The organism is Bacteroidota bacterium, from assembly GCA_039821555.1.
Taxonomy (GTDB): Bacteria; Bacteroidota; Rhodothermia; order Rhodothermales; family Rubricoccaceae; genus JBCBEX01.
In genome coordinates this window covers 1-21,171 of record JBCBNX010000009.1, presented here as the reverse complement: position 1 = coordinate 21,171, position 21,171 = coordinate 1, and the positions used below count along the sequence as shown (strand labels likewise).

Below are 21,171 nucleotides of genomic sequence, written 5' to 3'. Positions count from 1 at the left end.
AGGGAGAAGCGTACGGTCCGAGGGGCCGTCGCTGAGCAGCGTAAACCGTATCAGGCGCATTACGCGAAGGGAAACGCCAACTGCCGCACGTCGGGCCGGTCGATGACCCGCGTGACCTCATCGCTAGCCTCTCCGTCCCCACCATGGAGCGGGGGCGGGCGGTTGAGATAGTCTAGCAGCCACCCTTTACCTACCAACTGCGCAGGTGGGTCTGCCTGATCTGTGCGCCAGGTCTTGTCCAATGCCTGGAATCGGATCGTTCGTTGCCAAGTGCCTACCCGCTTCACCTGAGCAGGCATTGCGGCGAGTAGGCTCTCATCGGGAACGTTCTGGACAACGCCCGGCGAATGGGTGTTGATGATGACCTGGCGTAGGGGGTTGTCGTGACCGACAGCGCTCCCCGTGTCCGTTGCGATGTCAGTCAGCAGTGCCATCATTGCCGGAATACGAGCAGGGTGTAGGCCGTTCTCCGGTTCCTCAAGACACCATACGCCGCGCTCGTCAGGGTCTTCTTGGAGTACTGCGAGTGCCAAAAAACGTAGTGTACCGTCAGAGAGCGAGCGAGCCGAATGAAACGTGCCTGCTCGATCTTGGATTTGTAGGGTCAATAGTTCTCGTGTCGCGTCACGATCAACGTGGACAAGCCGTACATCGTCGATCAACTGGGCCAACCGATTCGCAATGCTTGCGTAGATGTCGTCTGGTTCATGGCTGGTGCGATGAGCAAGCCGATAGAGTGTGCTTGGTAGGTGTGCGCCATTCGGGGCCATGTGTCCCGGTGCTCGGAAGTCGTCTGGACTGCGAAGCGCACTGGGTTCGAAATGCAAGAGGGACCACGATTGCATCTCGCGTCGTGCAACAAGCATGGTCGGGCTCTCGAGCGAATTGGCGGTCGAAAGCACTGTACGTGGCAGGGACGCCATATCGAAGGGATACGGGCGTCCTTGGTTGCCGTCTTGATGTCGCTGAATCCGAGAAGCACGGCTGGCATCCTTTGCCGCGAGCCTATCACCGTTGACATCGACCGTGGAGACAAAGGGGGCATTCCTTTTTCCCAGGAGGACATCCTTACGCCAAGTGGCGCTTCGTTTCCATGACGTTCCGAGGAAGGGCAACACCCGCTTCGCGTTTGTGCCGCCTCGGTTGAGATGAACGAGCGATTCGTAGCGGATGGTGAGGCGATCTGACTTCGTGACGTGGTCCCCTTCTTCAAACCCAAGGTGCAAGTCGTACCGCAAGAGCGTGATGCTCGCCTCGGCAGGCAGGTTGAGGTCATCTGTGGCCTCGCGAGGAACGACCATCTCGACTCCAAACTTCATGACCTCGCTGCGCTCGTCGCCTACCAGCGTAAAGAGCGAACGGAGATCGCCGGAGCGGGCTTCAGGATCACGCACGCGTGAAGCTGCTTCGTTAAGCGTCGAGTCGGCAAGGCGGCTCAGAAAGCTGATTGCGTCGAAGAGGTTGGATTTGCCAACGCCGTTCGCGCCGGCAATGCAGGTGAAGGGACCGAACCGGACATCTACGTCCAGCAGGTTCTTGAAGCCGTCAATTTGGAGCCGCGTGATCATAGCTGTAACGAAAAAGCGGGTGCTGCTCAAAAGTACAGCACCCGCTTGATGGAGGTTGCAGTCGCCTTATCGTTACGCCTGCGCCGTTGGTGCGTTTGGCTGAATGCCAGGGCGGCGCACCTCCGGATCGCCAGTCGCGCCATCGCCATTCGAAAGCGGCGTGCCCTCGACAACCGTTCCGGCAGGTACGGTCTCCAGCGTCACGCCCGCGCCGTCGGCCGAGGCATCGACCTTGACGGCGTCGCCCTCGCGGACGAACCCGGCGAGGATCTGCTCGGCGAGCTGGTTGGCGAGCGCGCGCTGGATGACGCGCTTGAGCGGGCGCGCGCCGAACACTGGGTCGTAGCCCTGCTGGGCGAGCACGTCTTTCGCGGCGGCGGTGAGCACGAGGTCGAGCTTGTGGTTCTTCTGCGCGAGGCGGCGCAGGCCCTCGACCTGGATCTCCACGATGCGGTGGATCTGGTCGCGGCCCAGCGGGCGGAAGACTACCGTCTCGTCTATGCGGTTGAGGAACTCCGGGCGGAGCTGCTGCTTCAGCCGCGCCATCATGTCGGCCCCGAGCTGGTCGAGGTCGCGCTCCGTGAGCGGGCCGTCACCCCCAGAAATCGACTGCGCCTCCATCCGGCGCTGGATTAGGTCCGAGCCGAGGTTGGAGGTCATGATGACGAGCGTGTTCGTGAAGTCGACCGTGCGGCCCTTCGAGTCGGTCAGGCGGCCGTCGTCGAGCACCTGCAGGAGCACGTTGAACACCTCGGGGTGCGCCTTCTCGAACTCGTCGAGCAGCACCACCGAGTAGGGGCGGCGGCGGACGGCCTCGGTGAGCTGCCCGCCCTCGTCGAAGCCGACGTAGCCGGGAGGCGCGCCGATGAGCCGGGAGACGGCGTGGCGCTCCTGGTACTCGCTCATGTCGATGCGCACGACCGCGTCGTCGTTGTCGAAGAGCTGCTCGGCGAGCGCCTTTGCCAACTCGGTCTTACCGACGCCCGTGGTGCCGAGGAAGATGAACGAGCCAATGGGGCGGCTGGCTTCCTGGAGCCCCGCACGGCCTCGGCGGACGGCGTTCGCGACGGCGTGGATCGCCTCGGGCTGCCCGACGACGCGCTTCTCGAGTTCGCGCTCCATCTGGAGCAGCTTCTCCTTCTCCGTCTCCAGCATCTTGCTCACGGGGATGCCCGTCGCGCGGCTGATGACGTCGGCGATGTCTTCGGCGTCGACCTCTTCCTTCAGGAGCGCGCCGCCCTTCTGGACCTCGGCCAGTTCCTGCGTCGCGTCGGCGATCTCGGCGTGGAGGCCAGGGATCTGCCCGTAGCGGATCTCGGCGACCTGCCCGAACTCGCCCTGGCGCTCCAGGCTCTCGGCCTCGGTCTTGAGCGCGTCGATGGCGGCCTTGTTCTCCTTGATCGTCTGGATGAGCGCCTTCTCCTGCTGCCAGCGCGCGCGCAGCCGGTCGCGCTCCTCTTCGAGGTCGGCGAGCATGCGCGTGATCTCGGCCTCCTGCTCGGTGTCGCCCTCGCGCTTGACCGCCTCGCGGGCGATCTCCTGCTGGCGGATCTGCCGTTCGAGCGCGTCCAGGTCCTCTGGCATCGAGTCGATCTCGATGCGCAGGCGGGCAGCGGCCTCGTCGACGAGGTCGATGGCCTTGTCGGGGAGGAAGCGGTTCGTGACGTAGCGGTCCGACAGTTCGGAGGCGGCCACGATGGCCCCGTCGGTGATGCGGACGCCGTGGTGCACCTCGTAGCGGTCCTTGATGCCGCGCAGGATAGCGACGGTGTCCTCGACGGACGGCTCCGCGACGAGCACCATCTGGAAGCGCCGTTCGAGCGCCTTGTCCTTCTCGAAGTACTTCTGGTACTCGTCGAGCGTGGTCGCGCCGATGGCCCGCAGCTCGCCGCGCGCGAGGGCGGGCTTGAGGATGTTGGCCGCGTCCATCGCGCCGTCGCCGCCGCCAGCGCCCACGAGCGTGTGGATCTCGTCGATGAAGAGGATCAGTTCACCCTCCGACTCCGCGACTTCCTTAACGACGGCCTTGAGGCGGTCCTCGAACTCGCCGCGGTACTTCGCGCCCGCGATCAGCGCGCCCATGTCGAGCGCCATGATGCGCTTCGTCTTGAGGCCCTCGGGCACGTCGCCCTGCACGATGCGGATGGCGAGGCCCTCGGCGATGGCCGTCTTGCCGACGCCCGGCTCGCCGACAAGGACGGGGTTGTTCTTGGTGCGCCGCGAGAGGATCTGCAGCACGCGGCGGATCTCCTCGTCGCGCCCGATCACGGGGTCGATCTTGCCCTTGGCGGCGAGGACTTTGAGGTCGCGGGCGTAGCGGTTGAGCGCGTCGTACTTGCTCTCAGCGTAGGGGTCCTGCACGCGCTGGCTGCCGCGCGTCTCCTGGAGCGCGGTCAAGAGCGCCGCCTTCGCCGCGCCCTGCTGCTGCATCGCCTGGCCGACGGGGCCACGGTCCTGCGCGAGCGCGAGGAGGAGGTGTTCCGTGGCGACGTACTCGTCGTTGAGCGCTTCGGCTTCGGCGAGCGCCATGTCGAACAGAGCTTTCGCGCCGGATCCGAGGTACTGCCCCGAGACAGAGGCACCGCTCACCTTCGGCAGCGCGTCGAGCGCGGCATCGGTCTTGGCGTCGAGGTAGTCGAGGTTCGCGCCGAGCTTGCCGAGCAGCGTGCGGGCAAGCCCGCCCTCGTCGTTGAGGAAGGCCTTCAGGAGGTGCGCCGGTTCGAGGCCCTGGTGCTGGCGGCTCTGCGCCAATTCCAGCGCGGCCTGCACGGCCTCCTGCGCCTTGACGGTAAACTTCTGGACGTTCATAGTCGGGTGTGGTTGAGTTTGCTGCTCGGGCTAGAACGAACGGCGTGCCAAGCGCATGGGGCCTGTCAGGATGGCAGAGTAGGGCGACTAGGGACTAGCGATTGGCGAATAGGGGGGAGGCCGGACGCGACGAATTCGTTTGGCCTCACCTCTGAAGCCGCTTTGCTTCTTCGACCTTCGACCTTCGACCTTCGACCTTCGACCTTCCAAACCTCACCGCCTGGACCATCGTAGAGAGGCGCGCGGTACCTTCCATCGCCTCTCACCTCCGACCCGCTCCCTGTGCCCACGCCCACCCACATCCTCGTCGTCGACGACGAGCCGGACCTCGCGCTGCTCGTGCGCCAGAAGTTCCGCCGCCGCATCCGGCAGGGCGACTACGAATTCCACTTCGCGCAGGACGGCGTCGAGGCGCTGGAAGTGATGGCCGAGACGCCCGAGATCCAGGTGGCGCTCGTGGACCTCAACATGCCGCGCATGGACGGGCTCACGCTGCTCGAACACCTCCGCACGAAGGCCGAGCAGCGCACGCTCCGGCCCGTCGTGGTGACGGCCTACGGCGACATGGAGAACATCCGCGCGGCGATGAACCGCGGCGCGTTCGACTTCCTCCCGAAGCCCATCGACCTGAGCGACCTCGAGATCACGCTCGACAAGGCCATTGAGGAGGCGGAGCGCGAGGCGCGCGGGCGGCTGGCGCGCTCCACGTTTGGGCGCTACCTCTCACCCGAAGTAGTCGAGACGCTCCTCGCCGATCCGGAGGCGCTGCGGCTGGGCGGTGAACGGCGCGAGGTGACGATCCTCATGAGCGACATCCGCGGCTTCTCGGCGCTCGCCGAGGCGCTGGAGCCGGAGCGCGTCGTCGAGATCCTGAACGTCTACCTCGGCGCAATGGCCGATGTCATCACCGCGCACAACGGCACCATCAACGAGTTCATCGGCGACGGCATCTTCGTGCTCTTCGGCGCGCCCATGCAGCGCGACGACGACGCCGGGCGGGCGCTCGCCTGCGCCATTGGAATGCAGAACGCGATGGGCGGCGTCAACGAACGGCTGGCTTCGTTCGGCATCGCGCCGCTGCGCATGGGCATCGGGCTGCACACGGGCGAGGTGATCGTCGGCAACATCGGCTCCGAGCGCCGCGCGAAGTACGGCGTCGTCGGGAGCCACGTCAACCTGGCCGCGCGCATCGAGTCGTACACGGTCGGCGGTCAGGTGCTCGCCTCGCAAGCGACGGTCGACGCGGCCGAAGCGGAGGTCGAGGTGGCCCGCGAGATGCGCGTCTCGGTGAAGGGCTTCCCGCAGCCGATCCCCGTGTGCGACGCCGTGGGCGTGGGCGGCCCCTACGACTGCACGCTCATCCCCGACGAGGACGACCCCGTCACGCTTGCTGCGCCGCTGCCGTTCGGGTATGCCCGCATCGACGGCGTGATGCTCACCGGCGACCGCACCGACGCCGAACTGGTCGCGCTCTCACGCCTCGCCGCCGTCTTCCGCACCGCCGACCCGGACGCGCTCACGCTGCTCGAAAACCTCCAACTCTACCTTCCGCCGCCCGACGACGCGGAGGTTGTGAGCCTCCAAACGGTCTACGGCAAGGTCATCGACCGCGAGGGCGACCTCATCACGGTCCGCTTCACCGCGCTCCCGCCCGGCGCCGCCCGCGTGGTCCGCGGCCTGCTGGAACAGGAAAGCGAGGCGTGAGGGGAAGGCAGAAGGACGAAGGATGAAGTAGGAGACTGTCCTCAATTTCAAGGGCGCGCTGCGAACAGCCTCTAGCCGAAGCGCCTCCCCCCGTTCTCGTCGCCTCCGTTCTGACGAACTACGCTCCTCGAACTGTCCCCCTCACGCGTGAGGGGGACAGCTTGACCGCCGTTCAGGCGCGTCAAGCGGGGGGAGTCAAACCGGCTGGCTCACCTTCATACCTGCACACGTCCACACCTCTTTCACCCCTTCGCCTCGTCGCTGTCTCTCCGCTCCGACTCGTCCTGCTCCTCCAGAATCGTGGCGTCGGAGATGTTCGGGTCGAGTTCCTTGCGGACGTTCTGCTCTGCGAGCGCGATCGTCTCGGCGGTGCGGTCGAGGACGCGCTCGATACCGAGGGCGAGCAGACGCACGGCACCCCCGCCGAGGAGCTTGACACGCCCCACGGGTCCGGCGCGCTCGAAGCGCTCGACCCAATTCGGCTCGGACACGGCGGCTACTTCGTGTCGTCGGTGTTCTTCGTGCCCTTGTCAGCGCCAGCCGGCTTCTCCGGGTCCATCGCGTCGAACCAGTCGGTGACGCGCTGGCTCGTCTCCTCGATGGCGCTGGAGATCGTGCCGACGGTGGCCTCGACGATGAACGCGGTCTTGTCGGCGGTGGCGAGCTTGTCGAAGGCGGCGCGGACGTCGGCGAAGGGCGAGTCGGTGCTGCCAGACTTATCGGAAGGCATGGTCGCTGAGGTTCAAGTGGGAGGGCATGGATCGAAACCGGACCGCTGCCTGTACGAGAAGACTGCCCCGCTGTGTTTCAGAGGCCCCCTGTGTTTCAGAGAGTGCGGCGGTGCAGCAGTTACGCGGTGGGGCGGTGCATTCGTAGGCCCACCGCAACACGGTAACACCGCCCCACACTCCTCCATGTCCGATCTCAGTCCCGAAGCTGACCCCGCCCCCGAGGCTGCCCCCGAGGCACCGTCCACCGCGGAGGGCGTCGTCGCGCGCTCGACGGGGAGCTGGTACGATGTGCTGCTGCCCGACGGCGAGCGCATCCAGGCGCGGGCGCGGGGCAAGTTCCGGCTCATCGCCGAGGAGATCGACGAGACCAACCCGGTGGCCGTCGGCGACCACGTGGAGATCCGGCTCGAAGACGACGGCACGGCGCTCATCACCGACATTCGCCCACGCACGACGAAGCTCTCGCGCCGCGCTGCCGGCCGTCGCCACAGCCGCGAGCACGTCCTCGTCGCCAACGTCGATGCGGCGTGGTGCGTGCAGTCGGTGTTCGCGCCGAAGTTCAACAGCGGCTTCGTCGACCGCGTGCTCGTCATGGCCGAGGCGTACGGCGTGGAGGCGGGCGTCGTCATCAACAAGGCCGACCTGATGGTGGGCCACAAGAAGGCCGAAGAGGCCATCGGGTTCTGGATATCGCTCTATGAGAGCCTCGGCTACCCGGTCCTCCTCACGAGCGCCGAACTCGGCATCGGCGTCGACGAGTTTCGCGACGCGCTCACCGACCGAACGAGCGTGGTCGCAGGGCCGTCCGGCGTCGGCAAGTCGTCGCTGCTCAATGCCGTGGACCCCGCGCTTGACCTGCGGACGGGCGAGGTGAGCCAGAAGACGCAGAAGGGCAAGCACACGACGACATTCTACACGCTCTACCCGCTCGCGGCCGGGGGCTACGTTGTCGACACGCCCGGCATCCGCGAGTTCGGCCTCTGGGACATGACGCCCCCTGAACTCGGCGGCTACTTTGTGGAGATGCGCCCGCTCATCCAGGACTGCCGCTTCCCCAACTGCACGCACGACCACGAGCCTGGCTGCGCGGTCACGGCGGCTGTGGATGAGGGCACCGTCACGCTGGAGCGCTACGGCAGCTACCTCAACATCCTCGCATCGCTCCGCAGTGGCGAGGACCGGGGACGGTAGCATCGCCTGTGGTAGATGAACGTTTCGGAGGAAGGGTGAAGGTTTGAGGACTCGGATCCCGCGTCGGTGTGCCCCGTAGCCACGGTGCCTCTCTCGGAAGCGCTTCCTGCGCTGATCTGCCCGTCCCTCCCAGCCCCTCCAGCCGCATGTCTGCCGCGCCCGACCGCCGTTCCTCGAACGGTGCCCCTCCCGCTGTTTCTGCTTCCGACACGAGCGCACCCGTCGCCAACCTCTCTGGCCGCCTCGTCTACCGCTTCGGCGCGGGCGAGGCCGACGGCGACCTGAGCCTCAAGCCGCTCCTCGGCGGCAAGGGCGCGAGCCTCGCCGAGATGAGTCGCATCGGCCTGCCGGTGCCCCCCGGTTTCACGATCAGCACCGTCTGTTGCCAATACACCATCGACCACGAGGGCGCGTGGCCCGACGGGCTCGCCGAGGAGGTGGACGCAGGCTTGCGTCACATTGAGGCGATCCTGGGCGCACAGTTCGGCGAGGCTGAAGACGCGACTGAGGTCGGCGGCGATGGAGCACCCGCGACGGCGGCCACCAACACAGAGGCTCCGCTCCTGCTCTCCGTACGCAGCGGGGCCGCGCAGTCGATGCCCGGCATGATGGACACGGTGCTCAACCTCGGCTTGAACGACGCCGTCACCGAGCGGCTCGCCCGGACTACGGGCAACGAGCGGTTCGCCTACGACGCCTACCGTCGCTTCATCGACATGTTTGGCGATGTGGTCACAGGCGTCCCGCACCACCACTTCGAGGCGGCGCTCGCGGCGCTCAAGGCCGAGCGCGGCGTCACGTCCGACCTCGACCTCACCGCCGCCGACCTCCGCACCCTCGTCGCGCGCTACAAGGCCGTCTACGAAACCCACGCGGGTGCACCGTTCCCGACCGACCCGCGCGTCCAGCTGCGCCTCGCCATCAACGCGGTCTTCGCCTCGTGGAATAACGACCGCGCCGTCAAATTCCGCCGCATCAACCGGATGCAAGACCTCGTCGGCACCGCCGTGACCGTCCAGGCGATGGTCTTTGGCAACACCGGCCCGACGAGCGGCACGGGCGTCCTCTTCACGCGCAACCCAGCCACGGGTGAGGCCGCCCTCTTCGGCGAGTTCCTCGCCAACGCCCAGGGCGAGGACGTGGTCGGCGGCCTCCGCACGCCGCGCGCCATCGCCGAGATGGAAGAAGCATTCCCCGGCGTGTACGCTCAACTCGTGGACGCCGCGCGCCGTCTCGAAGCGCACAACGCCGACATGCAGGACGTCGAGTTCACGGTCCAGGACGGACACCTCTTCCTCCTCCAGACGCGCAACGGCAAGCGCACCGGCCCCGCCGCGCTCAAGATCGCCGTCGACTTCGTGCGGGAGGGTCTCGCCGACCCGCCGACCGCCGTGCGCTCGCTCGTGCAGCCGCACCACATCGACCAACTCCTGCACCCACAGTTCGCTGACGCTGATCGCTATGCCGGCCGCGTGATCGCCACGGGCTTGCCGGCCTCGCCAGGGGCGGCCGTCGGGCGCGTCGTGTTCACGGCGGACGAGGCCGAGCGACAGCGTGACGCGGGCGAGCGCGTGCTCCTCGTGCGCGTTGAGACGAGCCCGGAGGACGTGGGTGGGATGGACGCCGCCCAGGGCATCCTGACAGCGCGCGGCGGGATGACGAGTCATGCCGCCGTGGTGGCGCGAGGCTGGGGGACGCCCTGCGTCTCCGGCTGCGGCGCGCTCGTCGTCGACGAGGTGGCGGGCCGCTTTACCGTGGGTGACACGGTCGTGGAGGCGGGCGACTGGCTCTCGATCAACGGCTCCACCGGCGAGGTCATCCTCGGTCAGGAAGCGCTCGTCGAGCCCGAGCTGACGGGCGACTTCGAGACGTTCATGGGTTGGGTGGACGCCGCCCGCACGCTCGGCGTCCGCGCCAACGCCGACACGCCTGCCGACGCCGCCCAGGCCCGCGCGTTCGGGGCCGCCGGGATCGGCCTGTGTCGCACCGAACACATGTTCTTCGGTGACGACCGGATCGGGGCCATGCGCGAGATGATCCTCGCCGACACCGACGCCGCCCGCGCTGCCGCGCTCGACCGCCTGCTCCCGTTCCAACGTGCCGACTTCGCGGACATCTTCCGCGCCATGGACGGCTTCCCCGTCACCATCCGCCTTCTCGACCCGCCGCTGCACGAGTTCGTCCCGCACACGCCCGAGAGCCAGCAGGAGACCGCCAACCGCCTCGGCGTGCCCATCGAGCAGGTGCAGGCCGCCGTGGCACGGCTCGCCGAGGTCAACCCGATGCTCGGTCACCGCGGCTGCCGCCTTGGGATCACGAACCCGGGCATTACGGCGATGCAGGCCCGCGCCCTCTTCGAGGCCGCCGTGGAGGTGCAGGCCGAGGGCGTCGATGTGCAGCCCGAGGTGATGGTGCCGCTCGTCGGGACAGTCGCCGAGCTCGCCGACCAGCGCGCCGTCGTGGAGCGCGTGGCAGCGGAGGTCTTCGCCGAGCGCGGGGCCGAGGTCGCCTACCTCGTCGGGACGATGATCGAGATCCCACGCGCGGCGCTCACGGCGGGGGCCATCGCCGCCGAGGCCGACTTCTTCTCGTTCGGCACCAACGACCTCACGCAGATGACCTACGGCTACAGCCGCGACGACGCAGGCACGTTCATCCCCGCCTACCTCGACCGCAAGGTGCTGCCCGCCGACCCGTTCCAGACGCTCGACCGCGAGGGCGTCGGCCAACTCGTCTCGATGGCGACCACATCGGGCCGCGCAACGAAGCCAGGCCTCAAGGTGGGCCTCTGTGGCGAGCACGGTGGCGACCCCGCCTCGGTGGCGTTCTGCCACGCGGTCGGCCTCGACTACGTCTCGTGCTCCCCGTTCCGTATCCCCATCGCTCGGCTTGCCTCAGCGCAGGCCGCGCTCGCCTCGTAGGAATCAGAGGCAGATCAATCCTGCTCGCTCTGCCATGCTGCCTCGTCCTCAACGGGCTGAGGAAGGCGTCCTTCGAGCCACTTCGCGCAGGTACCAGGTCGGAAGGACGCGTCCTTGGCCTCAACAATCCACGACAGGTAGTCATCGGGTCCACCGTTGAGGTACGGCGCGGGCGACACGGGCGTGAACACCGTTGGGAGTCGCTCCCGAAGCGAGAGATAGTTCAGCACCCACGCAAGTTCCTGGACGACGCGCCAGGCCAGCGGGTGTTGAAGGTCGATTCGAAATTTGACCCACCACAGTCCGTCTCGGTGGCCCGTGCCGATGGCTCCGCCGATGGCAGGGATCCTAAGCAGGAGCTGTTTGAGCGTGGCAGAGGCGCGTGGGTCCATGCGAGAGGATCTTGAATCAAGTTCAGGATGACGCGAGGTGCGAGTGTGTTGCGAAGCGCTCCACGTTCACACCTGCACGCGTTCACACGTCCACACCTTACGATGCCTTCGCCTTCTTCTTGCGCCCGCCTTTCTTCTTGCCCTTCTTCGCGGCCTTCTCGTTGATGAGCACGACAGCCTGCTCCAGCGTCACCTCGTCGATGGCGGTGCCTTTGGGAAGCGTGGCGTTGATACGCTTGTGCTTCACGTAGGGGCCGTAGCGGCCCTCGTAGACGCCAATCGGCTCGCCCGACTCCGGGTGTGCGCCGAGGGTGCGCAGCGGCTCGTTCTTCTTCGTCTTCTCGGCGAGCAGTTCCAGCGCACGCGGCAACTCGATGTTGAGGATGTCGTCCTCCTTCTTGAGCGAGGCAAAGGTGCGGTGGTGCTGCACGTAGGGGCCGTAGCGCCCGATGTTGGCCTTGATGTCGGCGCCGTCCGTCGGGTGCGTACCGAGCGTCTTGGGAAGCTCCAGCAGGCTCTGTGCGATCTCGAACGTCACGTCGCGGCGCTCCAGGCCCTTCGGGAGCGAGGTGCGCTTCGGCTTGCCCTCCTGCTCGTCGTCGCCGAGCTGGACGTAGGGGCCGTAGGGGCCGGACTTGAGGAAGACGGGCTGGTCGGCGTCCGGGTGGATGCCGAGCATCTGCTCGCTGTTCGACTCGCGGACGAGCGTTTCGAGCGCCTCGCGCGTCACGTCGGCAGGGGCCACGTCGTTGGGGAGCGACGCTGTCTGCGTCTCGCCGTCGATCTCGCCCTCGGCATAGGGGCCGTACTTGCCGACGCGCACGAGGAACGGCGTCCACTTGAAGTGCTCCAGTGTCGAGACGCCGCGCGCGTCGACCTTGTCGAGGCCGTCCGTGACGCGGGCTTCGAGGCCGTCGTCGCCGTGGTAGAAGTCGTCGAGGTAGGGCCGCGCCTTGGCATCGCCGTCGGCGATGTCGTCGAGGGCGTTTTCGAGGCGCGCGGTGAACTCGCTGTCCACGAGGCGGCTGAAGTGCTGCTCCAGCAGGTTGTTCGTGGCGAACGCCGTGAACGTCGGGAGGAGTTGGTTGCCCTGGCGGCGGACGTAGCCGCGGTTGATAATCGTGTCGATGATCGAGGCGTACGTCGACGGGCGGCCGATGCCCTCCGATTCGAGCGCGCGGACGATGGTCGCGTCCGTGAAGCGGGCGGGCGGGCGCGTCTCGTGGCCGAGCGGCTCGACCTCCTGGCACGCGGGCGTGTCGCCCTGGCTGAGTTCAGGCAGCGGGTTGTCGCGGTCGTCGAGCGCCGCGTTGGGGTCGTCGGAGCCCTCCACGTAGGCGCGGAAGAAGCCGGGGAACGACACCGTCTGGCCGTTGGCGCGGAATGTCGCGACCTCGTCGCCCGCGGTGGCCGTGCCCATTTCAGCTGTAATGGTGGCGCGGGTGGCGAGTAGCTTCGCGTTGGCCATCTGGCTGGCGACGGTGCGCTTCCAGATGAGGTCGTAGAGCTTGCCGTCGAGGCCTGTGAGGCCGAGCTCGCGCTGTGTCTTCATGGCCGTGCCAGCAGGACGGATCGCCTCGTGCGCCTCCTGCGCGTTGCGCACCTTGCCGCCGTACTGCCGCGGGCTCGGACTGAGGTAGTTCTTGCCGTAGCGCTTCTCGACGGCTGAGCGCGCCGCACCGATGGCCTCGCCGGAGAGCGTCGGGCTGTCGGTACGCATGTAGGTGATGTGGCCCTGCTCGTAGAGCGCCTGCGCGATCTGCATCGTGCGGCGGGCGCTGAGGCCGAGCTTGCGGTTGGCCTCCTGCTGGAGCGTCGAGGTGATGAACGGTGCAGCGGGCTTGCGCGTGCGCTCCTTCGTCTCGACCTCGGCGACGCGCCAGTCGGCACCGGGCAGCGTCTGGGCGAGGCGACGGGCATCGGCCTCCTTGAGGACGAGGACGCCGTCGGTGCCGTCCTTAAGCTTGCCGGTGTTCTCGTCGAAGTCGCGGCTGGTGGCAAGGCGCTCCTCGCCGAGGTGCGTCATCTTCGCCTCGAAGGCCTGGCTATCACCATTCTTGTTGGCTTGCGCCAGCGTCGCCTTCAGGTCCCAGTAGCCCGCCGGGATGAAGTCGAGGCGCTCCTGCTCGCGCCCGACCAGCATGCGCACGGCGACCGATTGCACGCGGCCTGCCGAGAGCTTCGGACGGATCTTCTTCCAGAGCAGCGGCGAGATCGTGTAGCCGACGAGGCGGTCGAGGATGCGGCGCGTCTCCTGCGCGTCCACCAGCCGGTGGTCGATCTCGCGCGTTTCCTCCACGGCGCGCTCGATGGCTTCGCGGGTGATCTCGTGGAAGACCATGCGGCGCACGGGTACCTTCGGCTCCAGGACCTGCAGCAGGTGCCAGCCGATCGACTCGCCCTCGCGATCCTCGTCCGTCGCGACGTAGAGCTCATCGGCGTCCTTGAGCGCTTTCTTGAGCTCGCGGACAACCTTTTTCTTCTCCGGCGGGACGATGTAGAGCGGGGTGAAGCCGTCGTTGACGTTCACGCCAAGGCGGCTCCACTTCTCCTTTTTGACCGACTCCGGGATCTCCGCCGCCGACGAGGGGAGATCGCGCACGTGCCCCATGCACGCCTCGATCTGGTAGGCGTCGGCCGGGAGAAACTTGCGGATGGTGCGGGCTTTGGTCGGCGATTCGACGACGACGAGGCGCTTCATAGAGGGGCGAGGATGAGCGTGTGCGGATGGGCTCGCGGGAGCCGTCCAACCTAAGGCGCGATGGGTGCCAACAGCGGGTCAGCGGCGCGCGGAGAGGGGCGAAACCGGGCGCGTCTCACGCAAGCCGCACACGGGCGTTCCCGCCAAAGTCACTCCGCGAAGAAGCTTAATGGCGCGCGGCGTGCTATCCTTCGCTGTTCCGATCCCCCCGCCGCCGTGCCATGCTGCCCTGGAAGCGCACCCGCCCCGTGAGCCGCCTCGAAGGCTTCAGCGACGCCGTGTTTGGCTTCTCGGCGACGCTGCTGGTCGTGTCGCTGGAGGTGCCGCAGACGTTCCCCGAACTCGTCGCCGACCTGCGCGGCTTCGGTGCGTTCGGGGTGAGCTTCCTCGCGCTCGTGCTGATCTGGAGCGTCCACAACGCCTTCTTCCGACGCTACGGCCTCGACGACGGCCTCACGGTGGTCCTCAACACGGCGCTGCTCTTCGTGGTGCTGTTCTACGTCTACCCCCTCAAGTTCATGGCCGAGATGCAGGCGGCGCTCGTGATGGGCACGGGCGGCGCGCAGTTCGGCCTACAGTCGGAGGGCGATCTGCAACTGCTGTTCGTGCTCTACAGCGTGGGCTTCGTCGCCATCTTCGCGTGCGTGATGCTGCTGTATGGGCATGCCTATCGTCGACGCGACGCGCTCGGGCTGAGCGTCTACGAGCGTCACGAGGCCGCGATGCTTGCGCGGCACTACGGGCTGTTTGTGCTCGTCGGGCTGCTGTCGATTGCGCTAGCGGTGCTGGGGTGGGGGCTCACGATCGGCGCGCCAGGCTTCATCTATGCGCTGCTCGGGCCGCTGTGTGGCGTCCACGGCTGGTGGTCGGGCGAGCGCGCGCCGGAGCGTGACCTGGTGCCTGATGAAGACCTAGCGCTTGGTGCAGTAGCCAAGAACGACCAAGGTCTAGAGGGCGAACACGAGGAATCCTCACTCGTCGCCTGAGGAGGTCCATGCAGCCCGATGCCATCCAGGCCGTCGCCGACCGCTACGCCGCGTTTCCGAGCGTCCGTGCCGTGGCGCTGGGCGGCTCGCTCGCCACCGGCGCAGGCGGACCGGACGCCGACGCCGACCTCTACGTCTACGCCGACCCGCCCCTCTCGCTCAACGAACGCCGATCTGTCGTTCCGGCTGATGCGCAGCACGCCGAAGTCGGCAACACGTTCTTCGAGCCGGGCGACGAGTGGACCGACACCGCAGGCCGCCGCTTCGACGCGATGTTTCGCGCGCCGTCGTGGATCGAGGACCAACTCGACCGGGTGCTGGTGCGCCACGAGGCGTCGGTGGGCACCTCGACCTGTCTCTGGCACAACGTCCGCACCTCGGCGGTGCTCTTCGACCGCGACGGGTGGTACGCGGCGCTGCGCGCGCGGGCGCAGCAACCCTACCCCGAGCCGCTGCGCCAGGCTATCGTGGCGAAAAACCACCCGCTGCTCCGCACGACGACGGCCTCGTTTCGCTACCAACTCGCCCGCGCCGTCGACCGGGACGACGCGGTGAGCGTCAACCACCGCACAACTGCGCTGCTGGCGAGCTTTTTCGACGTGCTCTTCGCGCTCAACCGCGCCCCGCACCCCGGCGAAAAGCGGCTCCTCTGGCACGCTTCGCGCCTCCCGCTCGTCCCCGACGGCTTCGACGCGCAGGTTCGAACCCTCCTCTTGGCATCGTCCGCCGAGCGGGTGGCTGCCGTCGACGCGCTCTGCGACGGCCTCGACGCGCTTGTAGGAAGCGAGGGGATGCCGAGGGGCTGAGCGAAGCCTGCGCGCGGTGCGTCCGTGTCGGATCTTGCACGTTCTGAAACGTTCGCTGTCTATGGTCCCCTACTTCCTCTCGACGCCGCTGCTGCGCTCGGCCGTGCTCCCGTTTGGGGCGGTCGGCGTGCTCTATGGAAGCTGGGCGGCGCGCATCCCCGAGATCCAGGCGCAGACGGGACTGAACGAGGCGCAACTCGGCGCAGCCCTACTCGGCTTGGCGCTCGGGCTCGTGATCTCAGCGTCGGCGACGGGCAGCCTCGTGGCGAGGCATGGCGCGCACCGCATCGCGCTGCTCGGCCTCGCGGTGATGGGGCTGTCGCAGGCCGGGCCGGGGCTCGCCGAGAGCCTGTGGCCGCTCACGGGGGCGTTCGTGCTCATCGGCCTCGCGAGCGGCCTCGTGGACGTGTCGATGAACGCCTGGGCGGTGGGGGTCGAGACGCGCGGCGGGCGGCCTATCCTCGGCGCGTGCCACGGCGTGTTCAGCCTCGGCGGCATGCTCGGTGCAGGCCTTGGCGCGGCGATGGCCGCGCTCGACGTCTCTCTATTCGTCCACTTCACAGCCGCGGGCGTCGTGTTCGCAGGCATGGCGATTGCGCAGGGGTGGGCCGTGCGACAGCACGAGCCGGACACGGCGACGCAGGCATCTATCGGCTCGGACGAGCCTACGTTCACGCTGCCACGTGGGCCAGTCGTGGGCCTCGCGGCGCTGTCGTTTTGCGGACTGATCGTCGAGGGTGCGATGGGCGACTGGAGCGCGCTGTTTCTCCAGGACGTGCACGGCGCGAGTGCGAGCCTGGCCGCGCTCGGCTTCGGCGTGTTCATGGGGTGCATGGCGACGGCGCGCTTCGCGGCGGACGCGCTCACGGCGCGCTTCGGCGACCGGCGGCTCGTGCGCGGCGGTACGCTCCTCGGCGCGGTCGGCCTCGTGCTGTGCCTCGTGGCACCGGTGCTTCCGCTGGCCGTCGTCGGATTTGGGCTGGTGGGGCTTGGCTTTGCGGGCGTGGTGCCGTCGCTCTTCCGCGCGGCCGGGCGCGTGCCGGGGCTCGCGGGCGGTGTCGGCATCGCGGCGGTGACGAGTGTGGGCTACATGGGCTTCATGCTCGGCCCGCCGCTGCTCGGCTTCGTGGCCGAGGCGACAAGCCTGCGCGGATCGTTTTCGATTCTGGTCGTCCTCGCGCTCGCGATGGCGCTCGGCAGCAGCGGGGCGTTTCGCCGGGCCGCCGTGCGCGTCGAGCAGCGTGCAGACTACGACCCTACTGAGAACGCCGATTCGGTTGTCGCCTAGCAGCAAGCCGGAGTAGGTTGCGACCGCACCACTCGACGGCGCTGGATCACCACACTGACATGGCCTCGAACTCGTCGCCTCTCGCAGCAGCTACAGCCCCTTCACCGAGCTGGGCAGCGGTGCGCGCGGTACGGCTGCACCAGTGGGTGAAGAACGGCCTCGTCTTCCTGCCGATGCTGATGGGCCACCGGCTCATGGATGTCAGCGTGTGGCTCGATGCCAGCCTCGCCTTCTTCGCGCTGAGCCTGTGCGCCAGTGGCACCTACGTGCTCAATGACCTTGTCGACCGCGAGGCCGACCGGCTGCACCCTACGAAGCGGCATCGCCCGTTCGCATCGGGTGCGCTTGCTCCGGAGGTTGGCTACGTGCTCGCGCCGGCGCTCGTGGCCGCCGGGTTTGCGCTCGCCGTGTGGCAGCTCCCAGCCACGTTCGCGGCGGTGCTCGGGCTCTATCTACTGACGACGGTCGCGTATTCGTATGCGCTCAAACGGCTGCCCATCGTGGACGTGCTGGTGCTCGCGGGGCTCTACGCGCTGCGCGTGTTCGCGGGCGGCGCGGCCACGGGCATCCCCATCTCGCAGTGGCTGCTGAGCTTCTCGCTCTTCTTCTTCCTCGCGCTCGCCCTCGTGAAGCGCTACGCCGAGCTTCGCATCCTCGAAACCAACGTCGAGGCGCGGGCCAACAACCGCGGCTACCAGGTGGAAGACCTCGGCATGCTGCGTAACTTCGGCACCACGAGCGCCTACCTCGCCGTGCTCGTCCTCGCGCTCTACCTCACCAGCCCCGAGGTGATGATGCTCTACCGGTCGCCTGCGCTGCTGTGGCTGCTGAGCCCGCTGCTGATCTACTGGCAGATGCGGATCTGGCTGCTCGCCCACCGCGGCGACATGGACGATGACCCGATCCTGTTCACGGTCAAGGACCCGGCGAGCTACCTCGTCTTCGGTGCGGTCGCCGCGCTCGTCGCCATCGCTGCCGTCGTACGCATCTAGTTCATGGCACCGGCAGACTTGCTCTCGAAGAACTATGCCTCGTGGGGCCGCTACCCGGTTGCCTGCCCGGCTGCTGTGGAGCGGCTGGCGTGGCGCGATGCCTTGCCCGACCTCGGCGCGTCCGAACGGCCCGTGCTGGCCTACGGGCAAGGCCGCTCCTACGGCGATGCCTGTCTCAACAGCGGCGGCGTGCTGCTCGACACCGACGGCCTCGACCGGCTCATCGCCTTTGACCGGGTGACGGGGCGTGTGCGGGCCGAGGCCGGCGTGACGCTTGCCAAGCTGCTCGACGTGCTCGTCCCGGCCGGGTGGTTTCTGCCCGTCACTCCAGGGACGAAGTTCGTCTCGCTCGGCGGGGCCATCGCCAACGACGTGCATGGCAAGAACCACCACATTGCGGGCACGTTCGGCCGCTTCGTCACGGCGATGGAACTGGTGCGGTCCGACGGGCAGCGCCTCCTCCTCACGCCCAGCGGGGAGCACGACGATCTCTTCCGAGCCACCATCGGCGGGCTAGGGCTGACGGGGCTCATCACGTGGGCCGAGTTCCAGGCGATCCCGATCCCGAGCGACCAGATCGCGGTGACGCGGACGCGCTTCCGCTCGCTCCCGGAGTTCCTGGCGCTCGCCGGGGCTGCGGCCGACCAGCCCTACACCGTCGCCTGGATCGACGCGCTCTCGCCGGCGGGGCGAGGGCTCTTCATGCAGGGACACCACGCGCCGGGCGGCTTGCCCGCGCCGTCGCGCTTTAGACAGAAGCTCGCCGCTCCGTTCGACGTACCCTCAGGCACGCTCAACGCGCTCACGGTGCGCGCCTTCAACGCGGTGTACTACCACGCCCAGCGTCGCGACGTCGCTCGCTCCCAGACGCACTACGAGCCGTTCTTCTACCCGCTCGACGCCGTCGGCAACTGGAACCGGATCTACGGGCGGCGCGGGTTCTTACAGTACCAGTGCGTGGTTCCGTTCGCGGACGGCGTGGCGGTGACGGAGGCGCTCCTCGCCGCGATCAGCGCAGCGGGGGCCGCATCGTTTCTGGCCGTGCTTAAGACGTTCGGCGACGTGCCCTCGCCGGGGTTGCTCTCGTTCCCGCGCCCCGGCATCACGCTCGCGCTCGACCTCCCGCATCGGGGCCCTGAGACGCTCGCGCTCGTGCGCCGCCTCAACGCCATCGCCATCGAGGCGGGGGGCGCGCTCTATCCGGCGAAGGACGCGGTCATGTCGCCTGCGCAGTTTCGCGCGTCGTACCCAGACTGGGAGGCCTTCGGCGCGCACGTCGATCCGAAGTTCTCGTCCTCCTTCTGGCGTCGCGTCACGGCATCGGAGTCATAGTACGTCCACACCCGCACACATCCACACCCCACAGGATGCCTCGTCTCACCGTCCGTCGTCTGCTCGTCGTGGGAGCCACGTCCCGCATCGCGCACGAGACGTGTCGTCGCTTCGCCGCCGAGGGCGCGTCGTTCGTGCTCGCTGCGCGCGACCCGGCCAAGCTCGATGCCGTTGCGGCCGACCTCCTCGCCCATGGAGCGGCACTCGCCGAGCCGTTCCTCCTCGACGCGACTGACTACGACCGCCACCCAGCGCTCCTCGACGCCGCCGTGGCGCACCTCGGCCGCATCGACGCGGTGCTGGTGGCGCACGGCCTGCTGCCCGACCAAGCCAAGGCTGAGCGTTCTGTCGAGGCAATGCGGTACGCCTTCGAGGTCAACGCGACGAGCGTGCTGGCGCTGCTGACGCCCGTGGCCGCCTACTTCGAAGCCGAGCGGCGCGGGCTGATCGCCGTGCTTTCGTCGGTGGCGGGCGACCGCGGGCGGCGCGAGAACTACGTCTACGGCGCGGCCAAGGCGGCTGTGACGCGGTTCCTCGAAGGGCTACGCGTGCGACTCGCTCCGGCGGGCGTGACCGTGCTGACCGTAAAGCCGGGCCCCGTCAAGACGCCTATGACGGCGCACTTGGAGCAGGGCGTCCTCTTCGCCGAGCCGGAGGATGTGGCGGATCGCATCTACGCCGCGATGACGCGCGGCCGCGACATCGTCCACACGCCGTCGTGGTGGCGGCCCATCATGGGCGTGCTGCGGAATCTGCCCGAGCGCGTCTTCAAGCGGCTGGGACTGTAGCGGATATCACATCCTGGGGTGAGGGTTGTTCGAGCAAGGCGTCGTACGTTGGAATAGCGACTCGGTCTAACTCATCCGTTTGCAATACCATGTGTCGTAGTACTGCATCCGTTCTCTGTCTCGCCATGCTGTTGACCTTCGCCGTGTGCGGCGGGTGTGGAGACCCCGCCGACGCGCCGGGTGCCGGTCCGACTGCGACCGAGGCAACGGACCCTGACACGCCGCAGTCGCCGCAGGACGCGATTGCCGACGCCATGGACCAGATCCAGGATGCGTTCGGCGAAGACGGGCGGCGCGCCTCTGCCCCCGTCAACTTCCGCGATCTCCGCGCGCTCGTCCCTGAAGAAGCTGCGGGGTTGACACGCACTGAGATCGAAGGCGCCACCGAAGGCGCGATGGGCATGTCCGTATCGCGCGTTGCGTCCACGTTTGAGGACGACGCGGGCACCGACGTGGAGGTCGATATCGTGGACCTCGGCACGTTCCCGCAACTGACGATGTTCGGCGTGGGCTGGATGGGCGTCACCATCGACCGGGAGTCGAGCGAGGGCTACGAGCGGACGACCGAGTTCGAGGGGCACCGGGCCTATGAGGAGGTGCGCGGCGACTATGCCGAGCTGCAGGTCATCGTCGCGGGCCGCTTTCTCGTCTCCGCCGAAGGCCGCGTGCCGATGGACACGATCAAGGACCTCCTGCGCGCCCACGGCCTCGCCGCCCTCGCCGCGATGCGCAACGTGAACGTGGAGGCGTGACGAACATCAGTCCGTTCCTAAGTCCTCTGTCCATCGATACTGGCGAGTCTGCGCCTCTTTTTTCGTATCAAACCGCCTGCGGTCTTTCGCGACCACAGCTTTGAGAAGCCATCCTGCGTTCTTAGCAGTCTCGCTAGGCTCTGTCTGGAAAATGTGAGGTAACTTCGGCGCTTTTCCAAGCCACGCCGATGCCACCCAAGCGACACGCCCT

Annotated in this window: 17 protein-coding genes; 10 read left to right on the top strand and 7 right to left on the bottom strand. The window is 67.7% G+C overall.

What is annotated here, in order from left to right; translation table 11 throughout:
• Positions 1 to 59: 59 nt before the first annotated feature.
• Both AAFU51_11500 and clpB read right to left on the bottom strand, forming a co-directional pair.
• Entirely contained in the window at positions 60 to 1,568 is a 1,509-nt protein-coding gene (locus AAFU51_11500; protein ID MEO1571882.1) for an AAA family ATPase, read from the bottom strand.
• Positions 1,569 to 1,640: 72 nt separating this feature from the next.
• Positions 1,641 to 4,376: an ATP-dependent chaperone ClpB gene (gene clpB, locus AAFU51_11495; protein ID MEO1571881.1), complete on the bottom strand. Its 2,736-nt coding sequence runs from the start codon at positions 4,374 to 4,376 to the stop codon at positions 1,641 to 1,643.
• A 282-nt stretch (positions 4,377 to 4,658) separates the two neighbouring features.
• Here clpB and AAFU51_11490 point away from each other — a divergent pair, with 282 nt between their 5' ends.
• Positions 4,659 to 6,080, top strand: coding sequence for an adenylate/guanylate cyclase domain-containing protein (locus tag AAFU51_11490; GenBank protein ID MEO1571880.1), 1,422 nt, complete (start codon positions 4,659 to 4,661; stop codon positions 6,078 to 6,080).
• 242 nt (positions 6,081 to 6,322) lie between these two features.
• Here the strand turns inward: AAFU51_11490 and AAFU51_11485 are convergent, their stop codons facing one another.
• The gene (locus tag AAFU51_11485; GenBank protein MEO1571879.1) at positions 6,323 to 6,571 is read right to left on the bottom strand and encodes a hypothetical protein; all 249 of its coding nucleotides are present in this window, start codon (positions 6,569 to 6,571) and stop codon (positions 6,323 to 6,325) included.
• 5 nt (positions 6,572 to 6,576) lie between these two features.
• Positions 6,577 to 6,810 (bottom strand): hypothetical protein, encoded by a 234-nt coding sequence (locus AAFU51_11480; GenBank protein ID MEO1571878.1) that lies wholly within the window; start codon positions 6,808 to 6,810, stop codon positions 6,577 to 6,579.
• Positions 6,811 to 6,994: 184 nt separating this feature from the next.
• Here AAFU51_11480 and rsgA point away from each other — a divergent pair, with 184 nt between their 5' ends.
• Positions 6,995 to 8,002 (top strand): ribosome small subunit-dependent GTPase A, encoded by a 1,008-nt coding sequence (rsgA, locus tag AAFU51_11475; protein ID MEO1571877.1) that lies wholly within the window; start codon positions 6,995 to 6,997, stop codon positions 8,000 to 8,002.
• 146 nt (positions 8,003 to 8,148) lie between these two features.
• Positions 8,149 to 10,923, top strand: coding sequence for a pyruvate, phosphate dikinase (gene ppdK / locus AAFU51_11470; protein MEO1571876.1), 2,775 nt, complete (start codon positions 8,149 to 8,151; stop codon positions 10,921 to 10,923).
• Between the two features lie 14 nt (positions 10,924 to 10,937).
• Here the strand turns inward: ppdK and AAFU51_11465 are convergent, their stop codons facing one another.
• Both AAFU51_11465 and topA read right to left on the bottom strand, forming a co-directional pair.
• The gene (locus AAFU51_11465; protein ID MEO1571875.1) at positions 10,938 to 11,315 is read right to left on the bottom strand and encodes a hypothetical protein; all 378 of its coding nucleotides are present in this window, start codon (positions 11,313 to 11,315) and stop codon (positions 10,938 to 10,940) included.
• Positions 11,316 to 11,412: 97 nt separating this feature from the next.
• Positions 11,413 to 14,016: a type I DNA topoisomerase gene (gene topA / locus AAFU51_11460; protein ID MEO1571874.1), complete on the bottom strand. Its 2,604-nt coding sequence runs from the start codon at positions 14,014 to 14,016 to the stop codon at positions 11,413 to 11,415.
• A gap of 221 nt (positions 14,017 to 14,237) precedes the next feature.
• On the opposite strand from topA, the gene AAFU51_11455 reads away from it, so the two are divergent.
• The 7 genes from AAFU51_11455 (at position 14,238) to AAFU51_11425 (ending at position 20,960) form a co-directional block, all read left to right on the top strand.
• Positions 14,238 to 15,002, top strand: a complete 765-nt coding sequence (locus tag AAFU51_11455) for a TMEM175 family protein (GenBank protein ID MEO1571873.1) — start codon at positions 14,238 to 14,240, stop codon at positions 15,000 to 15,002.
• An 8-nt stretch (positions 15,003 to 15,010) separates the two neighbouring features.
• Complete coding sequence (locus tag AAFU51_11450; protein MEO1571872.1) at positions 15,011 to 15,808, top strand: DUF4037 domain-containing protein; 798 nt, start codon at positions 15,011 to 15,013, stop codon at positions 15,806 to 15,808.
• Positions 15,809 to 15,869: 61 nt separating this feature from the next.
• Complete coding sequence (locus AAFU51_11445; protein MEO1571871.1) at positions 15,870 to 17,096, top strand: MFS transporter; 1,227 nt, start codon at positions 15,870 to 15,872, stop codon at positions 17,094 to 17,096.
• Between the two features lie 59 nt (positions 17,097 to 17,155).
• A complete protein-coding gene (locus tag AAFU51_11440) occupies positions 17,156 to 18,088 on the top strand; it encodes a UbiA family prenyltransferase (protein MEO1571870.1) in 933 nt (310 codons plus the stop codon).
• A 3-nt stretch (positions 18,089 to 18,091) separates the two neighbouring features.
• Complete coding sequence (locus AAFU51_11435) at positions 18,092 to 19,420, top strand: FAD-binding oxidoreductase (GenBank protein ID MEO1571869.1); 1,329 nt, start codon at positions 18,092 to 18,094, stop codon at positions 19,418 to 19,420.
• Positions 19,421 to 19,455: 35 nt separating this feature from the next.
• Entirely contained in the window at positions 19,456 to 20,208 is a 753-nt protein-coding gene (locus AAFU51_11430) for an SDR family oxidoreductase (GenBank protein MEO1571868.1), read from the top strand.
• Positions 20,209 to 20,333: 125 nt separating this feature from the next.
• A complete protein-coding gene (locus AAFU51_11425) occupies positions 20,334 to 20,960 on the top strand; it encodes a hypothetical protein (protein ID MEO1571867.1) in 627 nt (208 codons plus the stop codon).
• 6 nt (positions 20,961 to 20,966) lie between these two features.
• Here AAFU51_11425 and AAFU51_11420 read toward each other — a convergent pair.
• Positions 20,967 to 21,171: hypothetical protein (locus AAFU51_11420; GenBank protein ID MEO1571866.1), on the bottom strand; the 205-nt coding region annotated here is incomplete at its 5' end.